A 22,676-nucleotide genomic window follows, 5' to 3' on the forward strand; every position below is an offset into this window, starting at 1 on the left:
CTCATCACCATGCAAGCATCCTCCACCATGACCACCGCACCGGCTGGCAACCGCTGGCAGTTCTGGATCGACCGGGGCGGCACATTCACCGACATCGTGGCCAAACGTCCCGATGGCTCGCTCACCACGCACAAGCTGTTGTCCGAAAACCCCGAGCAGTACAAGGACGCCGCCGTGGCGGGCATCCGCCACCTGCTGGGGCTCAAACCGGGTGAGCCGGTCACGCCCGCGCTGGTGGAATGCGTGAAGATGGGCACCACCGTGGCCACCAACGCGCTGCTGGAGCGCAAGGGCGAGTCCACGCTGCTGGTCACCACGCGCGGCTTTCGCGATGCACTGCGCATTGCCTACCAGAACCGCCCGCGCCTGTTTGACCGCCACATCCAGCTGCCCGAGCTGCTTTACTCCGAGGTGATCGAGGCCCGCGAGCGCATGGGCGCCCATGGCGACGTGTTGCAGAACCTCGACGAAGCCACCTTGCGCGGTGACCTGCTGGCTGCCTACGGGCGCGGCCTGCGCAGCGTGGCCATTGTGTTCATGCACGGCTACCGCTACACCCAGCATGAGCAGGCGGCCCAGCGCATCGCCAAAGAGGTGGGGTTCACTCAGATCAGCACCTCGCACGAAACCAGCCCCATGATGAAGTTCGTGAGCCGTGGCGACACCACGGTGGTCGATGCCTACCTGTCACCCATCCTGCGCCGCTACGTGGAGCAGGTGGCCAGCGAGATGCCGGGCGTCAAGCTGTTCTTCATGCAGTCCTCCGGTGGTCTTACCGATGCGGGCACCTTCCAGGGCAAGGACGCGATCCTCTCCGGCCCAGCAGGCGGCATCGTCGGCATGGCACGCACGGCAGGCCTGGCCGGGCACGAAAAGGTCATCGGCTTTGACATGGGCGGCACGTCCACCGACGTGAGCCACTACGCTGGTGCGTTCGAGCGCGAGTTTGAGACTCATGTCGCCGGTGTGCGCATGCGTGCCCCCATGATGAGCATCCACACGGTCGCAGCCGGTGGTGGCTCTGTGCTGGCCTACGACGGTGCCCGTTTTCGCGTCGGCCCCGAGAGTGCAGGCGCCAACCCCGGCCCCGTGAGCTACCGCCGTGGCGGCCCACTGGCGGTGACTGATGCCAACGTGATGGTCGGCAAGGTGCAGCCCCGTTACTTCCCCAGCGTGTTTGGCCCCGCCGCCAACGAAACGCTGGATGCCGAGGCTGTACGCGCCCGCTTTGAGGAGATTGCGAAGCAGACCCAGCGCAAGCCCGAAGAAGTGGCCGAAGGCTTCATTCAGATCGCTGTGCAGCAGATGGCCAACGCCATCAAGAAGATCAGTGTGGCGCGCGGTTACGACGTGACACGCTACACGCTGCAGTGTTTTGGCGGAGCGGGCGGCCAGCATGCCTGCCTGGTGGCCGACGCTTTGGGCATGTCGCGTGTGTTTGTGCACCCGCTGGCCGGTGTGCTCAGCGCCTACGGCATGGGCCTGGCGGATCAGACCGTGATTCGCGAGCAGGCGGTGGAGATGCCGCTGGCCGCCGCATCGCTGCCGCTGATTGCCGAGCGCCTGGATGCACTGGGCTCTGCGGCCCAGGCCGAGCTGGAGCGCCAGCAGGTCAGCGCCAACCCGGTGCAGGTGCGCCACAACGTGCACGTGCGCTACGAGGGCACCGATTCGGCCCTGGTGGTGCCGTTTGGCGACATGGCCGGCATCCAGGCCGCTTTTGAAGCCGCCTACCGCCAGCGTTTTGCCTTTCTCATGGCGGGCAAGGGCCTGGTGGTGGAGGCCGTGTCGGTCGAAGCCATGATCGCGGGCGATGCCCCCGCCGAGCCACGCCTGCCTGTGCACCCCCACCGCAAGCACCCGCAGCGCGAGGTGGTGAAGATGTACTCGGGCAGCGCCTGGCACGACGCCGCCCTGGTGGTGCGCGAGGATCTGCGCCCCGGCGACGTGATCCCCGGCCCGGCCATCATTGCAGAGAAGAACACCACCACGGTGGTGGAGCCCGGCTGGTCCGCCCGCCTGACTGACCTGGACCACCTGGTGCTGGACCGCGTCACGGCCCGCAAGGTGCAGTACGCCGCAGGCACCACGGTGGACCCGGTGCTGCTCGAAGTGTTCAACAACCTGTTCATGAACATTGCCGAGCAGATGGGTCTGCAACTGCAGAACACGGCGTACTCGGTGAACATCAAGGAGCGCCTGGACTTCAGCTGTGCGCTGTTCGATGCCACCGGCAACCTGATCGCCAACGCACCCCACATGCCCGTACACCTGGGCTCCATGGGCGAGAGCATCAAGACTGTGATTCGGGAGAACGCGGGCAAGATGCACCCGGGCGATGTGTACATGCTCAACGACCCGTACCACGGTGGCACCCACCTGCCCGACGTGACGGTGATCACCCCGGTGTATGTGGCCGAGGGCAACGAGCCCACGTTCTACGTGGGTAGCCGGGGCCACCATGCCGACATCGGAGGCACCACGCCGGGCTCCATGCCGCCGTTCTCCACGCGCATCGACGAAGAGGGCGTGCAGATCAACAACGTGAAGCTGGTGGACCGGGGCATCTTTCTGGAAGAAGAGGTGCGCAGCCTGTTGACGACGGGTGGCGGCACCACGCCATACCCCAGCCGCAACCCGCAGCAGAACCTGGCCGACCTGCGCGCACAGATCGCCGCCAACGAGAAGGGCGTGCAGGAGCTGTCGAAGATGGTGGACCAGTTTGGCCTGGATGTCGTGCAGGCCTACATGCGCCATGTGCAGGACAACGCCGAAGAGTCCGTGCGCCGTGTGATCACGCAGCTCAAAGACGGCCAGTTCACGCTGCCGCTGGACAACGGCGCGCAGATCGGCGTGTCGGTCAAGGTCAATGTGGCAGAGCGCAGCGCGGTCATCGACTTTGCGGGCACCAGCCCCCAGCAGATGAACAACTTCAACGCCCCGCGTGCCGTGTGCATGGCGGCCGTGCTGTATGTGTTCCGAACGCTGGTGGACGACGACATTCCGCTCAACGCCGGGTGCCTCAAGCCCCTGCAGGTGATCATTCCGCAGGGCTCCATGCTCAACCCCAACCCGCCAGCCTCGGTGGTGGCGGGCAACGTAGAGACCTCCACCTGCATCACCAACGCGCTGTTTGGCGCATTGGGCGTGATGGCGGGCAGCCAGCCCACCATGAACAACTTCACCTTCGGCAATGCGCAGTACCAGTACTACGAAACCATTGCGGGTGGCAGCGGTGCGGGGGCCGAGCTGGATGCCTCGGGCCGGGCTGTGCGTGGCTTTGAGGGCACCAGCGTGGTTCAGACCCACATGACCAACTCGCGCCTCACCGATCCCGAGGTGCTGGAGTTCCGCTTCCCGGTGGTGCTCGACAGCTACGAGATCCAGCGTGGTTCTGGCGGTGCGGGGCGTTGGGCGGGGGGGGATGGTGGTGTGCGGCGTGTGCGCTTCCTGGAGGCGATGACGGCCAGCATCCTGTCCAACGGGCGCCTGAACCCTGCGTTTGGCATGGCGGGTGGCCAGCCCGGCAGGCCCGGCGCCAACCGCGTGTTGCGTGCCAACGGCCAGGTCGAAGAGCTGGGTCACATCGGCGCGGCACTGATGGAGCCGGGTGATGTGTTCGAGATCGCCACCCCCGGCGGTGGCGGCTTTGGCGAATGCGTCACGTCATGACGTGATAGGCCGCTGACCCCAGTGGGGCAGGTGCTGTGCGCGAGGAGGGGTTGTGGGGCCCTCCGGGCACGGCGCTTGCAACCGCTGGATTCGTCCCCCGCACGGTGCGGGAAATGAACCTGGAGAATGCTCATGAACTATTTGCCTGCCACTTCCGGGGTGCCTGGCGGTGCCTCCGTTTCCGCCGTACCAACTGGCGCGGAGATCAGCCGCGTCGCACCAGCAGTTACGGCGCAGGGCCCCGCGCCTGTGCGGCGTAGCCGCACCCTGAGCGTGGGGCAGAAACTGGCGGCCAGCTTTGGCATTCTGGGCTTCGCGGTGGCCTTGCTCGGCGCCACCACCTGGCTGACGGGTATGGACACCAGCCGCCAGGCCACCCTGCTGACTGCGGAGCAACTGCCCATCGAGCGCTCGGTGCGCGACTGGAAAACGCAGTCGGTCACCATCGGCCAGATTGCATTGCGTGCCACGCTGTCGTCTGACGTATTCCCGCTGGTGGCAGAGATGCGCAACCAGATTGCCGCCGAAGACGCGATGCGCAAGCGCATCGAAGCAGCGATGGCCAAGGCGTCTTCCAGCGAGAGCGCTGGGCCACTGTGGACCGAGGCCCAGGCGCAACGCCAGAAATATGCAGTGCTGCGGGATGCGTTGGTGCAAAACGCTCTCGAAGCCAAGATCATCAGCCAAAAGGAGCTGCAGGAACACGCTGCGGCGTTGACCCAATACCTGCAGTCCATCGACCAGTTGCTCGCAGCCTCCGAGCAGTCATCGCTGAAGGCGGGAGACAGCATGATTGCCGACGCGTCCCGCGCACAGTGGATCAGCGCCGTGGCGGTGCTGGTGGTGGTGGCGCTGTCGGCGCTGTTTGGCTGGCTGCTGCGGCGCTCCATCGTGCTGCCGCTGCGCCAGGCGTCTGAAGCAGCCGCTGTGGTTGCGCGGGGCGACCTGACGGTGCGCATGCAAACCCAGCGCACCGACGAGATTGGCCAGCTGCTCACGGCGCTGGACAAGATGGTCGAGTCGCTGCACTACGTGGTGACCGAGGTGCGCGACTCGGGCGAATCCATCCATGTGGCCAGCTCTGAAGTGGCAGCGGGCAACACCGACCTGAGCGCACGGACCGAACATGCCGCCAGCAACCTGCAGCAGACGGCGGCCAGTATTGCCCAGCTGGCGCAGATGGTGGCAGCCAATGCCGACAGCACGCGCCAGGCCAATGTCCTGGCGCTGAACGCCACCGATGTGGCCAGCAAAGGCGGCGAAGTGGTCAATCAGGTGGTCAAGACCATGGAGGAGATCAATGCCAGCAGCAAGAAGATCGCCGACATCGTGGGCATCATCGACGGCATTGCGTTCCAGACCAACATCCTGGCGCTCAACGCCGCAGTGGAGGCTGCCCGCGCGGGTGAGCAGGGGCGCGGCTTTGCCGTGGTGGCCAGCGAGGTGCGCGGCCTGGCCGGACGCAGCGCCAATGCGGCACGCGAGATCAAGGCGCTGATCGCCACCAGCGTGGACAAGGTGAGTGATGGCGCCCGGCTGGTGGTGACCGCAGGCTCCACCATGGGCGACATCGTGCAGAGTGTGGAGCGCGTGACCACGCTCATGTCCGAGATCAACGAGGCCAGCAGTGAGCAGAGCACGCAGATCGGCCAGGTAAGCCAGGCGGTGGACCAGCTCGACCACATGACCCAACAAAACGCCGCGCTGGTGGAAGAGGGCGCTGCAGCTGCCCAGAGCCTCAAGGACCAGGCCAACCGGCTGGCGGGTGCGATGGGGCAGTTTCAGCTCACGCGCGCCGTTGCGTGACTGCCAAGACGAGAAATTCAATAAAAAAGGGCCTGCAGCGCAGGCCCTTCAAACACAAGGTGCTATGAATTTTGATGGTGCTTACATGCCCGCGTAGTTCGGGCCGCCGCCGCCTTCGGGGGTGACCCACACGATGTTCTGCGTGGGGTCCTTAATGTCGCAGGTCTTGCAGTGCACGCAGTTTTGCGCGTTGATCTGCAGGCGCTGGGCATCGCCGCCCTTAGCCACGTCGGGCACAAACTCGTACACCCCCGCCGGGCAGTAGCGTGCCTCGGGCCCTGCGTATTTGGCCAGGTTGATGCTGACCGGCACGCTCGCGTCCTTGAGCGTGAGGTGGGCGGGCTGGTTTTCTTCGTGGTTGGTGTTGCTGATGAACACGCTGGAGAGGCGGTCGAAGGTCAGCTTGCCATCGGGCTTGGGATAGACGATGGGCTTGCACTCTGCGGCGGGCTTCAGGTATGCGTGGTCGGGCTTGTCGCGGTGCAGCGTCCAGGGGATGTGGCCGCGCAGCACGAACTGCTCGAAACCGTTCATCAGCGTGGCTGTGGTCAGGCCGTACTTGAACCAGTTCTTGAAGTTGCGGTCCTTGTTCAGCTCGGTGTGCAGCCAGCTCTTTTCGAAGGCTTCGGGGTAGGCGGTCAGTTCGTCGTGCTGGCGGCCTGCCACCACGGCATCGTAGGCGGCCTCAGCCGCCAGCATGCCGGTCTTGATGGCCGCATGGCTGCCCTTGATGCGGCCCACATTTAGGTAGCCCGCGTTGCAGCCCACCAGGGCGCCGCCGGGGAACACGGTCTTGGGCAGGGCGTTGATGCCGCTGGCATTGATGGCACGCGCGCCGTAGGACAGGCGCTTGGCCGTGATCTCACCCTTTTCGTTTTCGAAGTAGTAGCGGACGTTGGGGTGTGTCTTCCAGCGCTGGAATTCCTCAAACGGGCTCAGGTAGGGGTTGGCATAACCCAGACCGGTGACGAAGCCCAGGGCCACCTTGTTGCCCTCCAGGTGGTACAGGAAGGCGCCGCCGTAGGTGTCGTTCTCCATGGGCCAGCCAGCGGTGTGCATCACAAAGCCGGGCTGGTGCTTCTTGGGGTCGATCTCCCACAGTTCCTTCACGCCGATGCCGAAGCTTTGTGGGTCGCGGTCCTTGTCGAGGTGGAACTTGGCGATCAGCTGTTTGCCCAGGTGGCCGCGCGCGCCTTCGGCAAACACGGTGTATTTGCCCAGCAGCTCCATGCCGAGCTGGAAGTTCTCGGTGGGCTCGCCATCCTTGCCAATGCCCATGTTGCCGGTGGCCACGCCCTTGACGGAGCCGTTGTCGTTGTAGAGCACCTCGGCGGCGGTGAAGCCGGGGAAGATTTCCACGCCCAGGGCTTCGGCCTGTTCACCCAGCCACTTGGTCAGGTTGCCCAGGCTGATGATGTAGTTGCCGTGGTTGTGCGCAAACGGCGGCAGGAACATGTTGGGCACGCGAACGCCCGATTTTTCGCTGAGGAAGATGTAGGCGTCGTCGGTGACGGGCTGGTTCAGCGGCGCGCCGCGCTTTTTCCAGTCGGGGATCAGCTCGGTCAGCGCCTTGGGGTCCATGATGGCGCCCGAGAGGATGTGAGCGCCGGGTTCGGAGCCTTTTTCGAGCACCACCACCGAGACATCCTGGCCTTTTTCGGCCGCCAGTTGCTTCAGGCGGATGGCTGTGGCCAGGCCGCCGGGGCCGCCGCCCACGACCACCACGTCGTATTCCATGGATTCGCGGGGGCCGTATTGGGCGAGGATTTCTTCGTTGGTCATGGGCTTCTCGTCGGGCGTTTGATAATGGATTATTTTCTACAGAGCGGCGACCGCGCCCTGTCTGTCTGGCGACTGATTGTATTCACGGAATATAGACAATCGAACGACCGTTCTATTTTGATCAGTAGGGAGACTCTAAATGGCATACAGCATCGACTTGTCCGGCCGCGTGGCCTTCATCACGGGCGCATCCAGCGGCCTGGGCGCACAGTTTGCCCGCACGCTGGCCCACGCTGGCGCGGGCGTGGTGCTGGCCAGCCGCCGGATCGAAAAACTCAAGGAGTTGCGCGCGCGAATCGAAGGCGAGGGCGGTGATGCCCATGTGATCGAGCTGGACGTGACCGACCACGACTCCATCAAGGCCGCCGTGGCGCATGCCGAGACCGAAATGGGCTCGATTGACATCCTGGTCAACAACTCGGGTGTGAGCACCACGCAGCGTATCCAGGACGTGACGCCCGAGGACTATGACTTCATCTTCGACACCAATGTGAAGGGCGCCTTTTTTGTGGCGCAAGAGGTGGGCAAGCGCATGCTGGCCCGCTCGCGTGGCGCGGCGCCGGGCAGCTTTACGGGCGGGCGCATCATCAACATTGCCTCGATGGCGGGCCTCAAGGTGCTGCCGCAGATCGGCGCCTATTGCATGAGCAAGGCCGCCGTGGTGCAGATGACCCGGGCGATGGCACTGGAGTGGGGCCGGTTCGGCATCAACGTGAACGCCATTTGCCCCGGCTACATCGACACGGAAATCAACCACCACCATTGGCAAACCGAGCAGGGCAAGAAGCTCATGGACATGCTGCCGCGCAAGCGTGTGGGCCAGCCGCAGGACCTGGATGCGCTGCTGGTGATGCTGGCCAGCGACCAGAGCCATTTTGTGAATGGCGCGGTGATCGCTGCCGACGACGGTTTCGCGGTCTGATCCCTGGGGCATAAGCGGGTATGAAGATCGAAATCCCCGAGGTCAAGAAGCTGGTCTTTGAGATGCGGTTCCCAGTGCGCTGGGGCGACATGGATGCGATGGGCCATGTCAACAACACCGTGTACTTTCGCTACCTGGAAACCGCGCGCATCGAGTGGATGGTGTCGGTGGGCTGCAACCCCGACCCGCGCGGGCAGGGGCCGGTTATCGTCAATGCGTTCTGCAATTTCTACAAGCAACTCGAATATCCGGCCGATGTGCTGCTCAAGCTCTACGTGAGCGACCCTGGCCGCACCACGTTCGAAACCTGGGGCACGATGGAGCGCGTGGACCAGCCCGGCGTGGTCTGTGCGGCGGGTGGCGCCACCACCATCTGGGTGGATTTTCCGCAGCAGAAGGCCGCGCCGCTGCCCGACTGGATGCGGGCACTGGTCACTGCAGAATGAAATTTGAATGAAATAGGGCTCTAGTGCTTATTGAATAAGCGCTGGTAGCTATCAAATCAATAGTAAATGGCCTGCCGCGCTTACTTCTGTTTGGGCACGCGGCCCATCAGATAGAACTCGGGGTTGGGCAGCATGCCCGCAAAGCTGGCCATGCGGTTGGACAGGCCGAAGAACGCAGTGATGGCTGCGATGTCCCAGATGTCTTCGTCATCGAAACCGTGGGGGTGCAGGGCCTCGAAGTCCGCGTCGTCGATCTCGTGGGCGCGTTGGCAGACTTTCATCGCAAAGTCGAGCATGGCGCGCTCGCGTGGGCTGATGTCTGCCTTGCGGTAGTTCACCGCCACCTGGTCGGCGATGAGCGGCTTCTTTTCATAGATGCGCAGGATCGCGCCGTGCGCCACTACGCAGTACAGGCATTGGTTGGCGGCGCTGGTGGTGGTGACGATCATCTCGCGCTCGCCCTTGGTCAGGCTGCCTTCTTCCTTGAGCATGAGCGCATCGTGGTACGCGAAGAACGCGCGCCATTCGGCGGGGCGGCGCGCAAAGGCGAGGAACACGTTCGGGATGAATCCAGCTTTCTCCTGCACTTCCAGAATCCGCGTGCGGATGTCTTCGGGCAAGGTGCTGAGGTCGGGGAAAGGGTAGCGGCTCACGTGGGTCTCCTGGGTGGTTATCTGTGGGATCGTCAACACGTTCTCAGCGAGGTCTCGGTCTGCCAGTATCAGGGATGCCACTGGGTGGCGCGCACTGGGGCTTGGGCTGGCGCTGTGGGCCTGCCTGCCAGCGCATACGACAACTGGGTGGCCGCTGCGATCACGGTCTGGGCCAGGGACTCCAGCTTTTCGGCCGGCAGGCGCGAGGCCGGGCCCGAAATGCACACCGATCCCATCAGGCGCCAGTGAATGCCAAACACCGGGGCGGACACCGTGGCCACGCCCTGTTCGCGTTCACCGATGGACCAGTGGTAGCCCTTCTTGCGGATCTCTTCATAGGCCTTGCCCGGCTCGCCCGAAAACGCCAGGATCACGCGGCCTGGCGAGCCTTTGTCCAGCGGTAGGCCTTCGCCCATGCGTGCGTGGTGGCGCAGGGCCTGCGGGCCTTCCACACGCACGAGGCAAGTGCGCACGTTGCCTTCGCGTACGTAAAAGGCCGCGCTTTCGCCCGTGGCAAGGGTCAGCTCGCGCAGCGCGGGCTCCAGCACGTTCTGCACGTCAAAGCCTGCTTGGTAACGCGCGCCCAGCCAGCCTGCGGCCGGGCCCAGGCGCCAGTCGCCGTCCTCGCGTTGCACCATGAAGCCCGACTGCGCCAGCGTGCGCGCCAGGCGCAGCACGGTGGTCTTGTGCAGGCCACAGCGGCGGCTCAGCTCGGCCAGCGGCAGGCTCGATTCGCCCAGCGCAAAGGCCTCCAGCACCTGCAGTGCGCGCGTGACAGCGATCACTCCACCGGTGTCCTTGGTCCCGGCGTCTGCGCTGGCATCTACGTCGGGTGCGGGCGCGGGTGCAGCGGGCATGGGGGCCTTGCGTGGGGCAGGGCGCACGGGCTGGATGGGAGGGTTGCTCATGGCGCAATTCGTTTCATTGTATGCAACTGCATTGTACGGGTTGAAACGCGTGCGTACAGTCGCACCCCACGGCGCCCGGCCCGAACAGGCCTTGGCAGACCGGCGTGACGAACCACCATAACGGAGACAAATCCATGACCGCTTTTTCATCGCTTTCGCGTTCTGTTGGCGTGCACCTGTGCGCCGCTTTCCTGGGCCTTGTGGCCGCTGCCGTGCCCCAGGGCGCAGCACTGGCGCAGGCGGCCTATCCGGCCAAGCCCATCCGCTTGATCGTGCCTTTCCCGCCCGGTGGTGGCACCGACATGATTGCCCGCGCCGTGGCACAGAAAGTGGCCGACCAGAACAAGTGGAACGTGATCGTGGACAACCGCCCCGGCGCTGGCGGCAACCTGGGCGTGGATGCCGCCGCCAAGGCCGAGCCCGATGGCTACACCCTGGTGATGGGGCAGACCAGCAACCTCGCCATCAACCCCACGCTGTACAAGAAGCTGCCTTACGACCCGCTCAAGGACCTGGCCCCCGTGGCTTTGGTGTCGTCCTCGCCCATCGTGATGGCGGTGCCGGTCAACTCGCGCTTCAAGAGCTTTGCCGATGTGGTGGCGGCCTCCAAGGGCAAACCCGAAGCGCTGACGCTGGGCTACCCGGGCAACGGCACCGTGGCCCATCTGTCGGGGGAGCTGGCAGAAAACGCCGCAGGCATCCAGTTGCGCCACATCCCCTACAAGGGGGCCGCTCAGGCGATGACGGACCTGATGAGCGGGCAGATCGACTTGTACATGTCGTCCGTGCCCACGCTGCTGGGCCATGTGCGCAACGGCAAGCTCAAGGTGATTGCCATCACCTCGGCCAGGCGCTCTGCGCAGTTGCCGGATGTGCCCACGCTGGCCGAATCGGGCTACAAGGGTTTCGAGGCCGTGACCTGGTTCGGCGTGCTGGCACCCGCCAATACGCCCGCCGCCATCGTGGCGCAACTCAACAAGGCCATCAACCAGGCGCTGCAGCAGCCCGACGTGGCCGACAAGCTGCGTTCGGAAGGGGGCGACGTGCTGGGCGGTACATCGGAACAGTTCGGCGCATTGCTGCGCACCGAAGTCCCTCGTTGGGCCAAGATCGTGAAGGACTCGGGCGCTAGCCTGGACTGAGCGAGCGACCGCCGCATTTTTCCAACGCCCATCCCGTCATCGCCATGACCCGCGATTGCTTTGCTGCGCCCGTACCGTTCTCGGCGGGTACGGCCGCACCGCACACCGCGCTGCCTGCGGGAGCGTGCGGCAGCCACATGCATGTGTACGACCAGCGCTTTCCCACAGTGCCGGGGGCCAGGCTGCTGCCGCCCGACGCGTCGGTGCCGGACTACCGCGCACTGCAGCAGCGCATCGGCACCCAGCGCACCGTGCTGGTCACGCCCTCTACGTACGGCGCAGACAACCGCTGCATGCTGCTGGGCCTGGCCGCGCTGAAAGACCCCGCCCTCGTTGCCCTGGCCAACAAGCTGGGCGTGACGCTGGTGGGCGGCACGCCCCAGCAGCTGGGCGATCTGCAAAAGGCCGACTGAGCACTTCTCGCACCCCCATTTTTTCTTCTTCATCCACCCCTTCAACCGGACCGATCCCATGAGCCAACTCCCTGAAATCATCCGCACCATCGACCGCGTGAGCGGCGACGTTGTTGCCCAGGCCGCCACCTACCAAGCCGCCATCCTGGCCGACGTGGCGGGCCGCCGCGGCACCATGCATGGCCGCGTGGCGCCGGTGCACCAGTCCATGAAGGTGGCGGGCCCCGCCTTCACCGTGGAGGTGCGCCCCGGCGACAACCTCATGATCCATGCCGCCATCGCGCTGGCCCAGCCCGGCGATGTGCTGGTGATCGACGGCAAGGGCGACCAGACGGCGGCGCTGATGGGCACGCTGATGCTCAGCGCCTGCAAGAAGCGCGGCCTGGCGGGGGTGATCGTGGATGCCTCCATCCGCGATAAGTTGGAAATTCTGGAGCTGGACTTCCCCGTGTTCAGCGCGGGCTTCAACCCCGCAGGGCCGACCAAGTACGTGCCCGGCCGCATCAACCACCCCATCAGCGCCGGTGGCGCGGTGGTGAACCCGGGTGACCTGGTGGTGGGCGACGCCGATGGCGTGGTCGTCATCGAGCGCGAAAAAGCCCCCGCCATGCTGGCCCTGGCCGACAAGAAGGTGGCCGACGAAGCCGCCCGCATTGAAGCCATTGCCCGTGGCGATACCGCATCGAAATGGCTGCCCGCAGCCCTGCGCGCTGCTGGTGTGCTGAAGGAAGGGGAGTCGCTGTGAGCAACACAACCACAGCCACCATCATCGTGACCGGCGCCGATTTGGCGCAACAAGCCCTGGATTTGCTCACAGGCTACGAGATCGTCTACGCAGGCAAGACGCCGACGGAAGAGGACATGGTGGCCCTGTGCCGCGCGCACAACCCCGTGGCCATCATCGTGCGCTACGGCAAGGTGGGCGCTGCGGTGATGGACGCAGCCCCCGCGCTCAAGGTCATATCCAAGCACGGCAGCGGCACCGACACCATCGACAAGGTGGCCGCCAAAGCCCGTGGCATTGAAGTGGTGGCCGCCGTGGGCGCCAACGCCGCTGCCGTGGCTGAGCAGGCCCTGGCACTGCTGCTGGCCTGCGCCAAATCCGTGGTGGCATTGGATGCGCGCATGCACGCTGGCCACTGGGATAAGGCCACGCACAAGAGCCTGGAGCTGGGTGGCCGCACCGTAGGCCTGGTGGGCCTGGGTGCCATCGGTCTGCGTTTTGCCAAGATGGCCGACGCCCTGGGCATGCGCGTGATCGGCTTTGATCCGTTTGCCAAGAACCTGCCCGCCTATGTGCAGGCGGTGGACCTGGAGACGATCTGGCGCGAATCCGATGCCGTGTCTTTGCACTGCCCGCTGACCGACGAAAACCGCAACCTGCTGAACGCCGCCACACTGGCGCAATGCAAGCGCGGCGTGATCGTGGTGAACACGGCACGCGGGGGCCTGATCGACGAGGCCGCGCTGCTGGCCGCCGTGCGCTCGGGCCAGGCGATGGCCGCTGGGCTCGATAGCTTTGCGGTGGAGCCGATGACAGTGAGCCACCCCTTCCAGGGCGAGAAGCACTTCATCCTCAGCCCCCACATTGGCGGCGTGACCAGCGACGCTTACGTGAACATGGGCGTGGGCGCAGCGAAGAACCTGCTGGCCGTGCTGGCCCGTAGCGCCGTGGCGGCCTGAACACGATTCAACGGACAACAAAGGCCCAGGGCCGCGCATGCCTCCGTGCTGCGCGGCATCCGTGCCCCCTGGAGACAAGCACCATGCACAAGAAGTTTGAGAAAAATAGGGCTGTAGCGCCTATGAATAAAACGCTGGCAGCTATGTTTCTAATAGCGTATGGCGCTGCCCATGCGCAAACGGGCGCAGCAGCCTATCCGACCAAGCCCGTGAAACTGGTGGTGGGCTTTGCCGCAGGCGGCCCGACCGATGTGGTGGCCCGTGCGTTTGCCGACCACGCCAGCAAGGCGCTGGGCCAGCCGTTCATCATCGACAACAAGCCGGGCGCGGGCACCATCATTGCCGCCCAGGCCGTGGCCAGCGCCCCGGCTGACGGCTACACGCTGCTGTTTGGTGCCACCAACCACACCATGATCCCGGCGCTGTACCAGGGCCGCGTCAAGTTCGATGCGGTGAAGTCCTTTCGCCCCCTGTGCACGGTGGCCAGCAGCCCCACGGTGCTGGTGGTGGCCCCCAGCCTGCCGGTGAAGACGCTGGCCGATTACCAGGCCAAGGCCCGCGCCGAGCCCGGCCGCGTGACCGCAGGCACCGCAGGGGTGGGCAGCTCGGGCCACTTTGCCACCGAGGTGTTTGCCCGCGCCCAGAGCCTGCAGCTCAACCATGTGCCCTACAAGGGCGCTGCGCACGTGGTGACGGACCTGATGGGCGGGCAGCTCGACAGCTCGTTCGCCACGCTGGGCTCGGTGCTGCCGCAGATCCAGAGCGGCAAGCTGCGTGCGCTGGCCGTGGGCGCGCCCAAGCGCTCCGCGCTGGTGCCTGACGTGCCCACTTTTGCCGAGGCAGGCGGTGGCAACTATGCCGCCGACGTGTGGTACGGCGTGCTAGCCCCTGCAGGCTTGCCCGAGCCCGTCGCCCAGGCGCTGGAGCGCACGGCCGCCGACTTTGCCAAGAGCGAATCGGCCGCCGACAAGCTGCGTGGCCTGGGGATGGATGCCGAATCGGTCTGCGGCAATACCTTTGCGACCCGTGTGGTCCGCGAAGCTGCGACCTATAGCCAGATTGCCAAGGCGCTCGATCTCAAAGCAGATTGAGTAGCCCTGTTGTAGAACCCAGAACTGATTGGAGACAGGTATGTTTCGCTTCCTCAAACCCCTGATCGCTGCCTGCGCCCTGGCGGCTGGCATGGCCCACGCCGCGTTCCCCGAGCGGCCCATCACCATCGTCGTGCCCTACGCCCCCGGCGGCGCGGCCGATGCCGTGGCACGTGTGGTCGCTACCCGCCTGGGCGCCAAGCTCGGCGGCAGTGTGATCGTGGACAACAAGGCCGGTGCCAGCGGCACCATTGGCGCCAGCTTCGTGGCCAAGGCCCCGGCGGACGGCTACACCATGCTGTACGACGCCGCGCCGTACTCCATCAACCCGCACCTGTTCCCCAAGATGCCGTATGCAGCCAACGCACTGCAGCCGCTGTCGCTGGTGCTGCTGGCGCCCAACGTGCTCATCGTGAAGGCCGATGCCCCCTACAAGAACGTGGGCGAGCTGATTGCCAAGGCCAAGGCCCAGCCGGGCAAGATCAACTTTGCCTCGGGCGGCAGCGGCACGGTGCAGCGCCTGGCGGCGGAGCTGATGGCCCAGAAGCTGGGCCTTGACATGGTGCATGTGCCCTACAAGAGCGGCGGCCCCGCCATCACCGATGTGATCGCGGGCCAGGTGGACTTCATGTTCGGCACCGTGGCCGCCACCTACCCGCATGTGGCGGGCGGCAAGCTGCGTGCGCTGGCTGTGTCGGCGCCTGAGCGCTCCAAGCGCCTGCCCGATGTGCCCACGGTGGCCGAGGCGGCCATCCCCGGCTATGAGGCCTATGAGTGGAACGGCGTGTTTCTGCCTGCGGGCGTCCCTGCCGACGTGGCCACCAAACTGCAGCAGGCCCTGCAAGAGGTGCTGAAGGAAGACGAAGTGAAGCAGCGCCTGGCCGACCTGGGCGCACAGCCCATCGGCTCCACGCCCGCAGACTTTGCCGCTTTCTTGAAAAAGGAAGATGCCAAGTGGGGCGAGGTGGTGCGCAAGGGCAATATCAAACTCGACTGACCCATGCCCTTGCCAGCGCTGACCACCCCCGTGCCGCACTCGGTGGGCCTGAACCACCCGCAGCGCCGGTTGCCGCCCGGCGCGTGCGACAGCCACATGCACATCTTCGATCCGCGCTTTGCGCCTTCCAGCCACTGGCCGCGCACGCCGCCGGTGGCGTCCGTAGCGGAATACCGGCAGCTGCAGGCGCGGCTGGGAGTCACGCGCACGGTGGTGGTCACGCCATCCACCTACGGCACCGACAACGCCTGCACGCTGGATGCGCTGGACCAGTTGGGCGACGCTGCACGCGGCGTGGCTGTGGTGGGTGACGGCGTGAGAGCCGAAGAGCTGAGCCACTTGGCCGCGCGCCGTGTGCGCGGGCTGCGCGTCAATTTCGTCTCGCCCCAATCGTGGGGCACCACCACGCCCGTGATGCTGGCCACGCTGGCCCGCAAGGTGGCCGAGCACCCGGCCTGTGCGGGCTGGCATATCCAGGTCTTTGCGCGGCCCGAACAGCTCGTGGCAATGGCGCCCCAGTTGCAATCGCTGCCCGTGCCGCTGGTCATCGACCACCTGGGCCGCATCGATCCTGCCCTGGGCCCGGCTGCGGAGGCCTACGGCGTGGTGCGTGGTTTGCTCGATGGTGGCAACACCTGGGTCAAGCTCTCGGGCGCCTACATGCGCTCCACCGTGCACGGCCCCAGCTACGCCGACACGCTGCCGCTGGGCCAGGCCCTGGTACACGCCGCGCCTGATCGCCTGGTGTGGGGCAGCGACTGGCCCCACACCACCGAGGCGCCCGGCAGCGTGAACGACGCCGACCTGCTGGACCTTCTCTATGCTTGGGCGGGCAGCGATGCCGCCGCCCGCCGCATCTTGGTGGACAACCCGGCACGGCTTTATGGTTTTGCCACCGTGCCTTCTCTGTGAAAGAGCCCCATGTTTTTGCTGACCCCACCCCAAGTCCGTGAACTGGAAGTGTTCACTTCCATGCCCGAGCGTTACCGCCGCCGCGAACGCAGCGACTGGGCCGACGCCAACCGGGCAGGAACCATCACGGACTCGTTCCTTGAAGGCCCGGTGTTCGACGGCCAGGGCAACCTGTATGTGACGGACATTCCCTGGGGCCGCATCTTCCGCATCGACCCGCAGGGCGCGTGGACCTTGGTGGCCGAGTACGACGGCGAACCCAACGGCATGAAGTTCCGGGACGACCGCACGCTGATCATCACCGACTACAAGAATGGCCTGATGCAGTTGGACGTTTTCACGGGCCAGGTCACGCCGTACCTGCAGCGCCGCAACAGCGAGCGATTCAAAGGTGTGAACGACCTGATCTTTGACGCCGAAGGCAACCTGTACTTCACCGACCAGGGCCAGAGTGGCCTGCACGACCCGAGCGGCCGCTTGTACCGCCTGCGGCCCAACGGCCAACTGGACCTGCTGCTCGCCAACGTGCCCAGCCCCAACGGCGTGGCCCTGTCACCCGACGGCCGCGTGTTGTATTTGGCCGTGACGCGCGGCAACTGCGTGTGGCGCGTGCCGCTGCTGCCTGATGGCAGCGTGGCCAAGGTCAGCCAGTTCTTCACGTCGTATGGCCCCAGCGGCCCCGACGGCCTGGCCGTGGACGCCGAAGGCCACCTGCTGGTGGCCAACCCCGGCCTGGGCTATGTGTGGGTGCTCAACCACCGGGCTGAGCCGGTGCAGGTGCTGCGCGGCGCGCCGGGCAGTTCCACCACCAACCTGGCCTTTGGCGGGGCAGGGCGTACCACGGTGTATGTGACCGACTCCACCCATGGGCGCATCCTGCGGGCTGACATGGGTGCACCTGGGCTGCCGCTGGCGCGTTCGCGTTGACGCTGCCCCAGCCTCAACTTGTCTGGGGATCGCAACGAAATCAATGAGAGTATGGTGCTCTATTGATATTGGCTATTAATGGGATTCAATCGATTCAATTTACCTGTCATCGTTTGCTTCCTACCATCTGCTCTGTCGATACGTTTTGCCGACGCGCTTTCACAGGAGATGACCCATGACGACCGAAGCCAAATGCCCCTTTGACCATACCAAGGCCGTACCCACGAGCCCACGCAACGCGGATTGGTGGCCCAACCAACTCAATCTCCGCCCGCTGAATCAGAACTCCCCGCTCACCGACCCGATGGGTGACGGTTTCAATTACGCCGAAGAGTTCAAGAGCCTCGACCTTGCCGCTGTGAAAGCCGACCTGCGCGCGCTGATGACCGATTCGCAAGACTGGTGGCCCGCAGACTTTGGCCACTATGGGCCGCTGTTTGTTCGCATGGCCTGGCACAGTGCGGGCACCTACCGCCTGGCCGACGGGCGTGGTGGCGCCGGGGCAGGACAGCAGCGTTTTGCGCCCCTGAACAGCTGGCCCGACAACGCCAACCTGGACAAGGCGCGCCGCCTGCTGTGGCCCGTCAAGCAGAAATATGGCCGCAAGATCTCGTGGGCCGACCTGATGATCCTGACCGGCAACGTGGCACTCGAATCCATGGGCTTCAAGACCTTTGGTTTTGCCGGTGGCCGCCCCGACGTGTGGGAGCCGGACGAGAACGTGTATTGGGGCGCCGAATCCACCTGGCTGGGCGGCGACAAGCGCTACAGCGGTGAGCGTGACCTGGCAAACCCTCTGGCGGCGGTGCAGATGGGCCTGATCTACGTGAACCCCGAAGGCCCCAACGGCAACCCCGATCCCATCGCTGCCGCGCGCGACATCCGCGACACCTTTGCGCGCATGGCCATGGACGATGAAGAGACCGTGGCACTCATCGCCGGTGGTCACACCTTTGGCAAGACCCACGGCGCGGGCGATGCCGCGCTGGTGGGCAAGGAGCCCGAGGGCGCCGGCATTGAGGAGCAGGGTCTGGGCTGGAAGAGCAGCCATGGTTCCGGCAAGGGCGGCGACGCCATCACCAGTGGCCTGGAAGTCACCTGGACCACTACGCCTACGCAGTGGGGCAACAACTTCTTTGAAAACCTGTTCGGCTACGAATGGGAGCTGACCAAGAGCCCGGCGGGTGCTCACCAGTGGACGGCCAAGGGTGCGGCCGCGACGATTCCGCACGCACACGACCCGTCGAAAAAGCTGGTGCCCACCATGCTCACCACCGACCTGTCGCTGCGGTTTGACCCAGCCTACGAAAAGATATCGCGCCGCTTCCTGGCCCACCCTGACCAGTTTGCCGACGCGTTTGCCCGCGCCTGGTTCAAGCTCACGCACCGCGACATGGGGCCGCGTGCACGCTACCTGGGCCCTGAAGTGCCCGCCGAAGTGCTGGTGTGGCAAGACCCGGTTCCTGCGGTGGACCATGCCCTGGTGAACGCTCAGGACATCGCAGCGCTCAAGGCCAAGGTGTTGGCATCGGGCCTGTCCATTTCTGAACTGGTATCGACGGCCTGGGCCTCTGCCTCCACGTTCCGGGGCGGAGACAAGCGCGGCGGCGCCAATGGCGCGCGCATCCGCCTGGCTCCGCAAAAGGACTGGGAAGTGAACCAGCCCGCCCAACTGGCCAAGGTGCTGGGCCAGCTCGAAGCCATTCAGCGCGAGTTCAACGCTGCGCAGACGGGCGGCAAGAAGATCTCGCTGGCCGACCTGATCGTGCTGGCCGGTGGCGCTGCCGTGGAGGCCGCCGCAAAGCAGGCCGGGCAGGGCGTGACCGTGCCCTTCAGCCCTGGCCGCACCGATGCCTCGCAGGAGCAGACCGATGTGCCTTCGTTCGAAGTCATGGAGCCTGTGGCCGATGGCTTCCGCAACTACGTGCGCCCCGGTCTGGAAGGTGCCGTGGCCGAGTTGCTGGTGGACCGTGCCAACCAGCTGACCTTGACCGCGCCGGAGATGACGATGCTGTTGGGCGGTCTGCGGGTACTGGGTGCCAATGTGGGACAGGTGGCCCATGGTGTCTTTACGCAGCGCCCTGGCACGTTGAGCAATGACTTTTTCGTGAACCTGCTCGACATGCGCACCCAGTGGCAGAAGTCGGCGGGCGCAGCGGGTGTGCTGGAAGGTGTGGACCGCAGCACCGGAGTCAAAAAATGGACCGGCACAGTGGCCGACCTGGTGTTTGGTTCCAACTCCGTGCTGCGCGCGCTGGCCGAGGTCTATGCCAGCAGCGATGCGCAGGCGGTGTTTGTGCAGGACTTCGCCCGCGTCTGGACCAAGGTGATGAACCTGGACCGTTTTGATTTGTGACAAGCCCCTGAGTCGCTTCGCGCCTTCCCCCTTCTCTCGAATGGCTGCGCAATTCGGGAAGGGGGACACCGCCAGTGCGGTGGGGCGGCCCTTGCGCGGCGGTCTTGGTCTGGGCCGGGCGATGGCTGCGGCAGTGTTCCCGTTTTAGCCGTAGAAGAAGGCAGAGAGGCGAAAGGCGCTGTGCTGCAGCTACCATCGCGGCGTCAAACCAACAGGAGAGCCCGCATGACACCGCAACCCCCGTCCACCAAGGACTTCGACAAAGGCCTGGCCACGCGCAAGCAGGTCATGGGCGAGGACTTTGTGGCCAATGCCTTTGGCAATGCCACGGAGTTCACCCAGCCCATTCAGGAGTTCATCACCCGCAATGCCTGGGGCGACGTGTGGCAGCGGCCGGGGCTGGACATGAAGACGCGCAGCCTGATCACGGTGGCCTTTCTCACGGCGCTGGGCAAGCAGCATGAGCTCAAAGGCCATGTGCGTGGTGCGCTCAACAACGGTGCCACGGCGGCAGAGATCCAGGAAGTGCTGCTGCACGCCAGCATCTATTGCGGGCTGCCCACGGCAGTAGAGGCCTTCCGCACGGCGGCCGAGGTGGTGGACGCTCCTGGAAAGGGCTGACGCTGCACTCTTTCCCTTGGACTGCTTCCTGTCGCCCATAGAACGGGCATGCACCAAGCCAGCGCCACTGTGGAGCTGGCTTTGCAAGGCCAGTGGTGGCGCCCCCCCTCAGGGCGAAGGCGCGAAGCCGACTCAGGGGGAGCCTATGCTCCCGCCAGCAGCTTGTGCACCAGGTCGGCAGCGGTAGACGCGTTGTACTTGCGCATGAGACGTGCGCGGTAAATCTCTACCGTGCGGTGGCTGATCTCCAGTGCCCGACCGATCTCCTTGGAGGTCAGGCCCTCCAGCAGGCGCGCGGCCACCTCGCGTTCACGGCCCGTCAACTCGGCCTTCACGGTGCGCTGTGAACTCAGGTCTTCAAAGCTCCAGATGCCGGATTCATGCGGGGCATCGCGGTTGAGCGCGCGGCCAGACACGTGGCACCAGAAGACCTCGCCGTTGGCACGCTTCATGATGCGGTTGTCCGCGTAGTGGCCCTTGGCGTTCAGGATGGGCTCCATGTGCGCGCCCAGGCGCTCGTACTCGTCGGCGCTCGGATAAAGTATCTGGAACGACTGGCCGATGAGCACCTCGCGCGAGGCGCCGAACATGTCGCACACGTGCCGGTTGCAATCGACCATGGTGCGGTTGCGCGACAGCACCAGCCCCACGGGGGCCATGTCGAAGGCAAGCCGGTAATCAACGTCCATAGTGCTAATCTTTACGGAAAACTACTTATTAAAGTACGTAGTATCGTAGCGTATCCCATTCATAAGGAGATCGTGGTGAACAAGTTATTCCCCTCCGCTGCCGAAGCCCTGAAGGGCGTGGTTGCAGATGGCCAACTCATGGCTGTAGGCGGTTTTGGGCTGTGTGGCATTCCTGAAGCCTTGATCGACGCGCTGCGCGACTCGGGCGTGAAGAACCTCACCGTGATCTCCAACAATGCGGGCGTGGACGGCTTTGGCCTGGGCAAGCTGCTCGAAACCCGCCAGATCAAGAAGATGATCTCGTCGTACGTGGGCGAGAACAAGGAGTTCGAGCGCCAGTACCTGGCGGGCGAGCTGGAGCTGGAGTTCACCCCCCAGGGCACGCTGGCCGAAAAGCTGCGTGCGGGCGGTGCGGGCATCCCGGCCTTTTTCACCAAGACTGGCGTGGGCACCATCGTGGCCGAGGGCAAGGAACTGCGCGAGTTCGATGGCGAAACCTATGTGATGGAGCGTTCGCTGGTGCCCGATGTGTCGCTGGTCAAGGCTTGGCGTGCCGATAAGTCGGGCAACCTGCAGTTCCGCCTCACGGCGCGCAACTTCAACCCCGCTGCGGCCACGGCCGGCAAGATCACCATCGTGGAGGTGGAAGAGGTGGTGGAAACCGGCGCCATTGCGCCCGACCAGATCCATCTGCCGGGCATTTATGTGCATCGCATCGTGCACAACGCCACGCCCGAAAAGCGCATTGAAAAGCGCACGATCACCGAAAAAGCGGGCGTCTGAGCCGCTGCCGCACAACTGTACAGAACAAGCTGGAGAAGTATCTATGTCGTGGAGTCAAGACCAAATGGCGGCCCGTGCCGCCCATGAACTCGAAGACGGCTTTTATGTGAACCTGGGCATTGGCATCCCCACGCTGGTGGCCAACTTTGTGCCTGCCGACAAAGAGGTGTGGCTGCAGTCCGAAAACGGCATGCTGGGCATCGGCCCGTTCCCCACAGAAGACGAAGTGGATGCCGACCTGATCAACGCAGGCAAGCAGACCGTCACCACCATCAAGGGTTCGTCCATCTTTGGCAGCGACCAGTCGTTTGCCATGATCCGTGGCGGCAAGATCAACCTGTCCATCCTGGGCGCTATGCAGGTCAGCGAAAAGGGCGACCTGGCCAACTGGATGATCCCCGGCAAGATGGTCAAGGGCATGGGCGGTGCCATGGACCTGGTGGCAGGCGTCAAGCGCGTGATCGTGCTCATGGAGCACGTGGCCCGCAAGAAGGACGGCACCGAAGACCTGAAGATTTTGCCCAGCTGCACCTTGCCCCTGACGGGTGTGGGCGTGGTGGACCGCATCATCACTGACTTGGCCGTCATGGACGTGACGCCCCAGGGCCTGAAAGTGGTGGAGCTGGCTCCGGGCGTGACTTTTGAGGCCCTGCAGTCCAAGACCGGTGTCACACTGATTCCATAAGCTACCGTGCCACTCTTGCAGTGGCGTCACAAAAAAAGGCCGGGGCCCCTCACGGAGCCCAGGCCTTTTGCATTTGCATTTCTCACAAAGCCCTCATGCAGTGCGCATGGAGCCTTCGCAATTACATGGCGTTGCCGATTTCGCCAGCAGAGATCTGGCCGGTACGCAGGGCTTCAGCAGCCTGGGCA

The 22,676-nt window shown here is 64.9% G+C and carries 19 protein-coding genes and 1 pseudogene; 16 read left to right on the forward strand and 4 right to left on the reverse strand.

Going from position 1 to position 22,676, the window contains the following annotated elements:
* The first annotated feature begins 9 nt into the window (after window positions 1-9).
* Both OIN59_RS20145 and OIN59_RS20150 read left to right on the forward strand, forming a co-directional pair.
* Window positions 10-3,672 carry a hydantoinase B/oxoprolinase family protein gene (locus OIN59_RS20145; protein WP_274113187.1) on the forward strand — a complete coding sequence of 1,221 codons (3,663 nt, stop codon included), beginning with the start codon at window positions 10-12 and terminating at the stop codon, window positions 3,670-3,672.
* Window positions 3,673-3,804: 132 nt separating this feature from the next.
* Window positions 3,805-5,478, forward strand: coding sequence for a methyl-accepting chemotaxis protein (locus tag OIN59_RS20150; RefSeq protein WP_274113189.1), 1,674 nt, complete (start codon window positions 3,805-3,807; stop codon window positions 5,476-5,478).
* Between the two features lie 81 nt (window positions 5,479-5,559).
* Here the strand turns inward: OIN59_RS20150 and OIN59_RS20155 are convergent, their stop codons facing one another.
* Window positions 5,560-7,260, reverse strand: a complete 1,701-nt coding sequence (locus OIN59_RS20155; RefSeq protein WP_274113191.1) for an electron transfer flavoprotein-ubiquinone oxidoreductase — start codon at window positions 7,258-7,260, stop codon at window positions 5,560-5,562.
* A gap of 139 nt (window positions 7,261-7,399) precedes the next feature.
* Here OIN59_RS20155 and OIN59_RS20160 point away from each other — a divergent pair, with 139 nt between their 5' ends.
* The gene (locus OIN59_RS20160) at window positions 7,400-8,182 is read left to right on the forward strand and encodes an SDR family oxidoreductase (RefSeq protein WP_274113193.1); all 783 of its coding nucleotides are present in this window, start codon (window positions 7,400-7,402) and stop codon (window positions 8,180-8,182) included.
* A 20-nt stretch (window positions 8,183-8,202) separates the two neighbouring features.
* Window positions 8,203-8,628, forward strand: a complete 426-nt coding sequence (locus OIN59_RS20165) for an acyl-CoA thioesterase (protein WP_274113195.1) — start codon at window positions 8,203-8,205, stop codon at window positions 8,626-8,628.
* An 80-nt stretch (window positions 8,629-8,708) separates the two neighbouring features.
* Here OIN59_RS20165 and OIN59_RS20170 read toward each other — a convergent pair whose 3' ends face one another.
* Window positions 8,709-9,281, reverse strand: coding sequence for a peroxidase-related enzyme (locus tag OIN59_RS20170; RefSeq protein ID WP_274113197.1), 573 nt, complete (start codon window positions 9,279-9,281; stop codon window positions 8,709-8,711).
* A gap of 68 nt (window positions 9,282-9,349) precedes the next feature.
* On the reverse strand, window positions 9,350-10,138 hold the full coding sequence (locus tag OIN59_RS20175; RefSeq protein ID WP_407655126.1) for an IclR family transcriptional regulator: 789 nt from the start codon (window positions 10,136-10,138) through the stop codon (window positions 9,350-9,352).
* 185 nt (window positions 10,139-10,323) lie between these two features.
* Here OIN59_RS20175 and OIN59_RS20180 point away from each other — a divergent pair, with 185 nt between their 5' ends.
* The 10 genes and pseudogenes from OIN59_RS20180 (at window position 10,324) to OIN59_RS20225 (ending at window position 20,331) form a co-directional block, all read left to right on the forward strand.
* The gene (locus tag OIN59_RS20180) at window positions 10,324-11,331 is read left to right on the forward strand and encodes a tripartite tricarboxylate transporter substrate binding protein (RefSeq protein WP_274113201.1); all 1,008 of its coding nucleotides are present in this window, start codon (window positions 10,324-10,326) and stop codon (window positions 11,329-11,331) included.
* A gap of 44 nt (window positions 11,332-11,375) precedes the next feature.
* Window positions 11,376-11,660 (forward strand): annotated as a pseudogene (locus OIN59_RS20185) (amidohydrolase family protein); the annotation flags it as partial.
* 142 nt (window positions 11,661-11,802) lie between these two features.
* The gene (locus OIN59_RS20190; protein ID WP_274113203.1) at window positions 11,803-12,489 is read left to right on the forward strand and encodes an RraA family protein; all 687 of its coding nucleotides are present in this window, start codon (window positions 11,803-11,805) and stop codon (window positions 12,487-12,489) included.
* On the forward strand, window positions 12,486-13,427 hold the full coding sequence (locus OIN59_RS20195; RefSeq protein WP_274113205.1) for an NAD(P)-dependent oxidoreductase: 942 nt from the start codon (window positions 12,486-12,488) through the stop codon (window positions 13,425-13,427). The genes OIN59_RS20190 and OIN59_RS20195 overlap by 4 nt, the downstream gene beginning before the upstream one ends.
* A gap of 83 nt (window positions 13,428-13,510) precedes the next feature.
* Window positions 13,511-14,518 (forward strand): tripartite tricarboxylate transporter substrate binding protein, encoded by a 1,008-nt coding sequence (locus tag OIN59_RS20200; RefSeq protein WP_274113207.1) that lies wholly within the window; start codon window positions 13,511-13,513, stop codon window positions 14,516-14,518.
* 40 nt (window positions 14,519-14,558) lie between these two features.
* The gene (locus OIN59_RS20205; protein ID WP_274113209.1) at window positions 14,559-15,515 is read left to right on the forward strand and encodes a tripartite tricarboxylate transporter substrate binding protein; all 957 of its coding nucleotides are present in this window, start codon (window positions 14,559-14,561) and stop codon (window positions 15,513-15,515) included.
* Window positions 15,516-15,518: 3 nt separating this feature from the next.
* A complete protein-coding gene (locus tag OIN59_RS20210) occupies window positions 15,519-16,427 on the forward strand; it encodes an amidohydrolase family protein (protein ID WP_274113211.1) in 909 nt (302 codons plus the stop codon).
* A 9-nt stretch (window positions 16,428-16,436) separates the two neighbouring features.
* Window positions 16,437-17,354: an SMP-30/gluconolactonase/LRE family protein gene (locus OIN59_RS20215; protein ID WP_274113213.1), complete on the forward strand. Its 918-nt coding sequence runs from the start codon at window positions 16,437-16,439 to the stop codon at window positions 17,352-17,354.
* Window positions 17,355-17,529: 175 nt separating this feature from the next.
* On the forward strand, window positions 17,530-19,710 hold the full coding sequence (gene katG / locus OIN59_RS20220) for a catalase/peroxidase HPI (RefSeq protein WP_274113216.1): 2,181 nt from the start codon (window positions 17,530-17,532) through the stop codon (window positions 19,708-19,710).
* 225 nt (window positions 19,711-19,935) lie between these two features.
* Window positions 19,936-20,331: a carboxymuconolactone decarboxylase family protein gene (locus OIN59_RS20225; RefSeq protein ID WP_274113218.1), complete on the forward strand. Its 396-nt coding sequence runs from the start codon at window positions 19,936-19,938 to the stop codon at window positions 20,329-20,331.
* 143 nt (window positions 20,332-20,474) lie between these two features.
* On the opposite strand, the gene OIN59_RS20230 is transcribed toward OIN59_RS20225, so the two are convergent.
* Complete coding sequence (locus tag OIN59_RS20230; protein WP_274113220.1) at window positions 20,475-21,020, reverse strand: PAS and helix-turn-helix domain-containing protein; 546 nt, start codon at window positions 21,018-21,020, stop codon at window positions 20,475-20,477.
* A gap of 75 nt (window positions 21,021-21,095) precedes the next feature.
* On the opposite strand from OIN59_RS20230, the gene OIN59_RS20235 reads away from it, so the two are divergent.
* Both OIN59_RS20235 and OIN59_RS20240 read left to right on the forward strand, forming a co-directional pair.
* Complete coding sequence (locus OIN59_RS20235; RefSeq protein WP_056067750.1) at window positions 21,096-21,803, forward strand: CoA transferase subunit A; 708 nt, start codon at window positions 21,096-21,098, stop codon at window positions 21,801-21,803.
* Window positions 21,804-21,846: 43 nt separating this feature from the next.
* Window positions 21,847-22,488, forward strand: coding sequence for a CoA transferase subunit B (locus OIN59_RS20240; RefSeq protein WP_274113223.1), 642 nt, complete (start codon window positions 21,847-21,849; stop codon window positions 22,486-22,488).
* Window positions 22,489-22,676 lie beyond the last annotated feature (188 nt).

The organism is Acidovorax benzenivorans (genome assembly GCF_028680575.1).
GTDB classification, from domain to species: Bacteria; Pseudomonadota; Gammaproteobacteria; order Burkholderiales; family Burkholderiaceae_C; genus Acidovorax; species Acidovorax benzenivorans.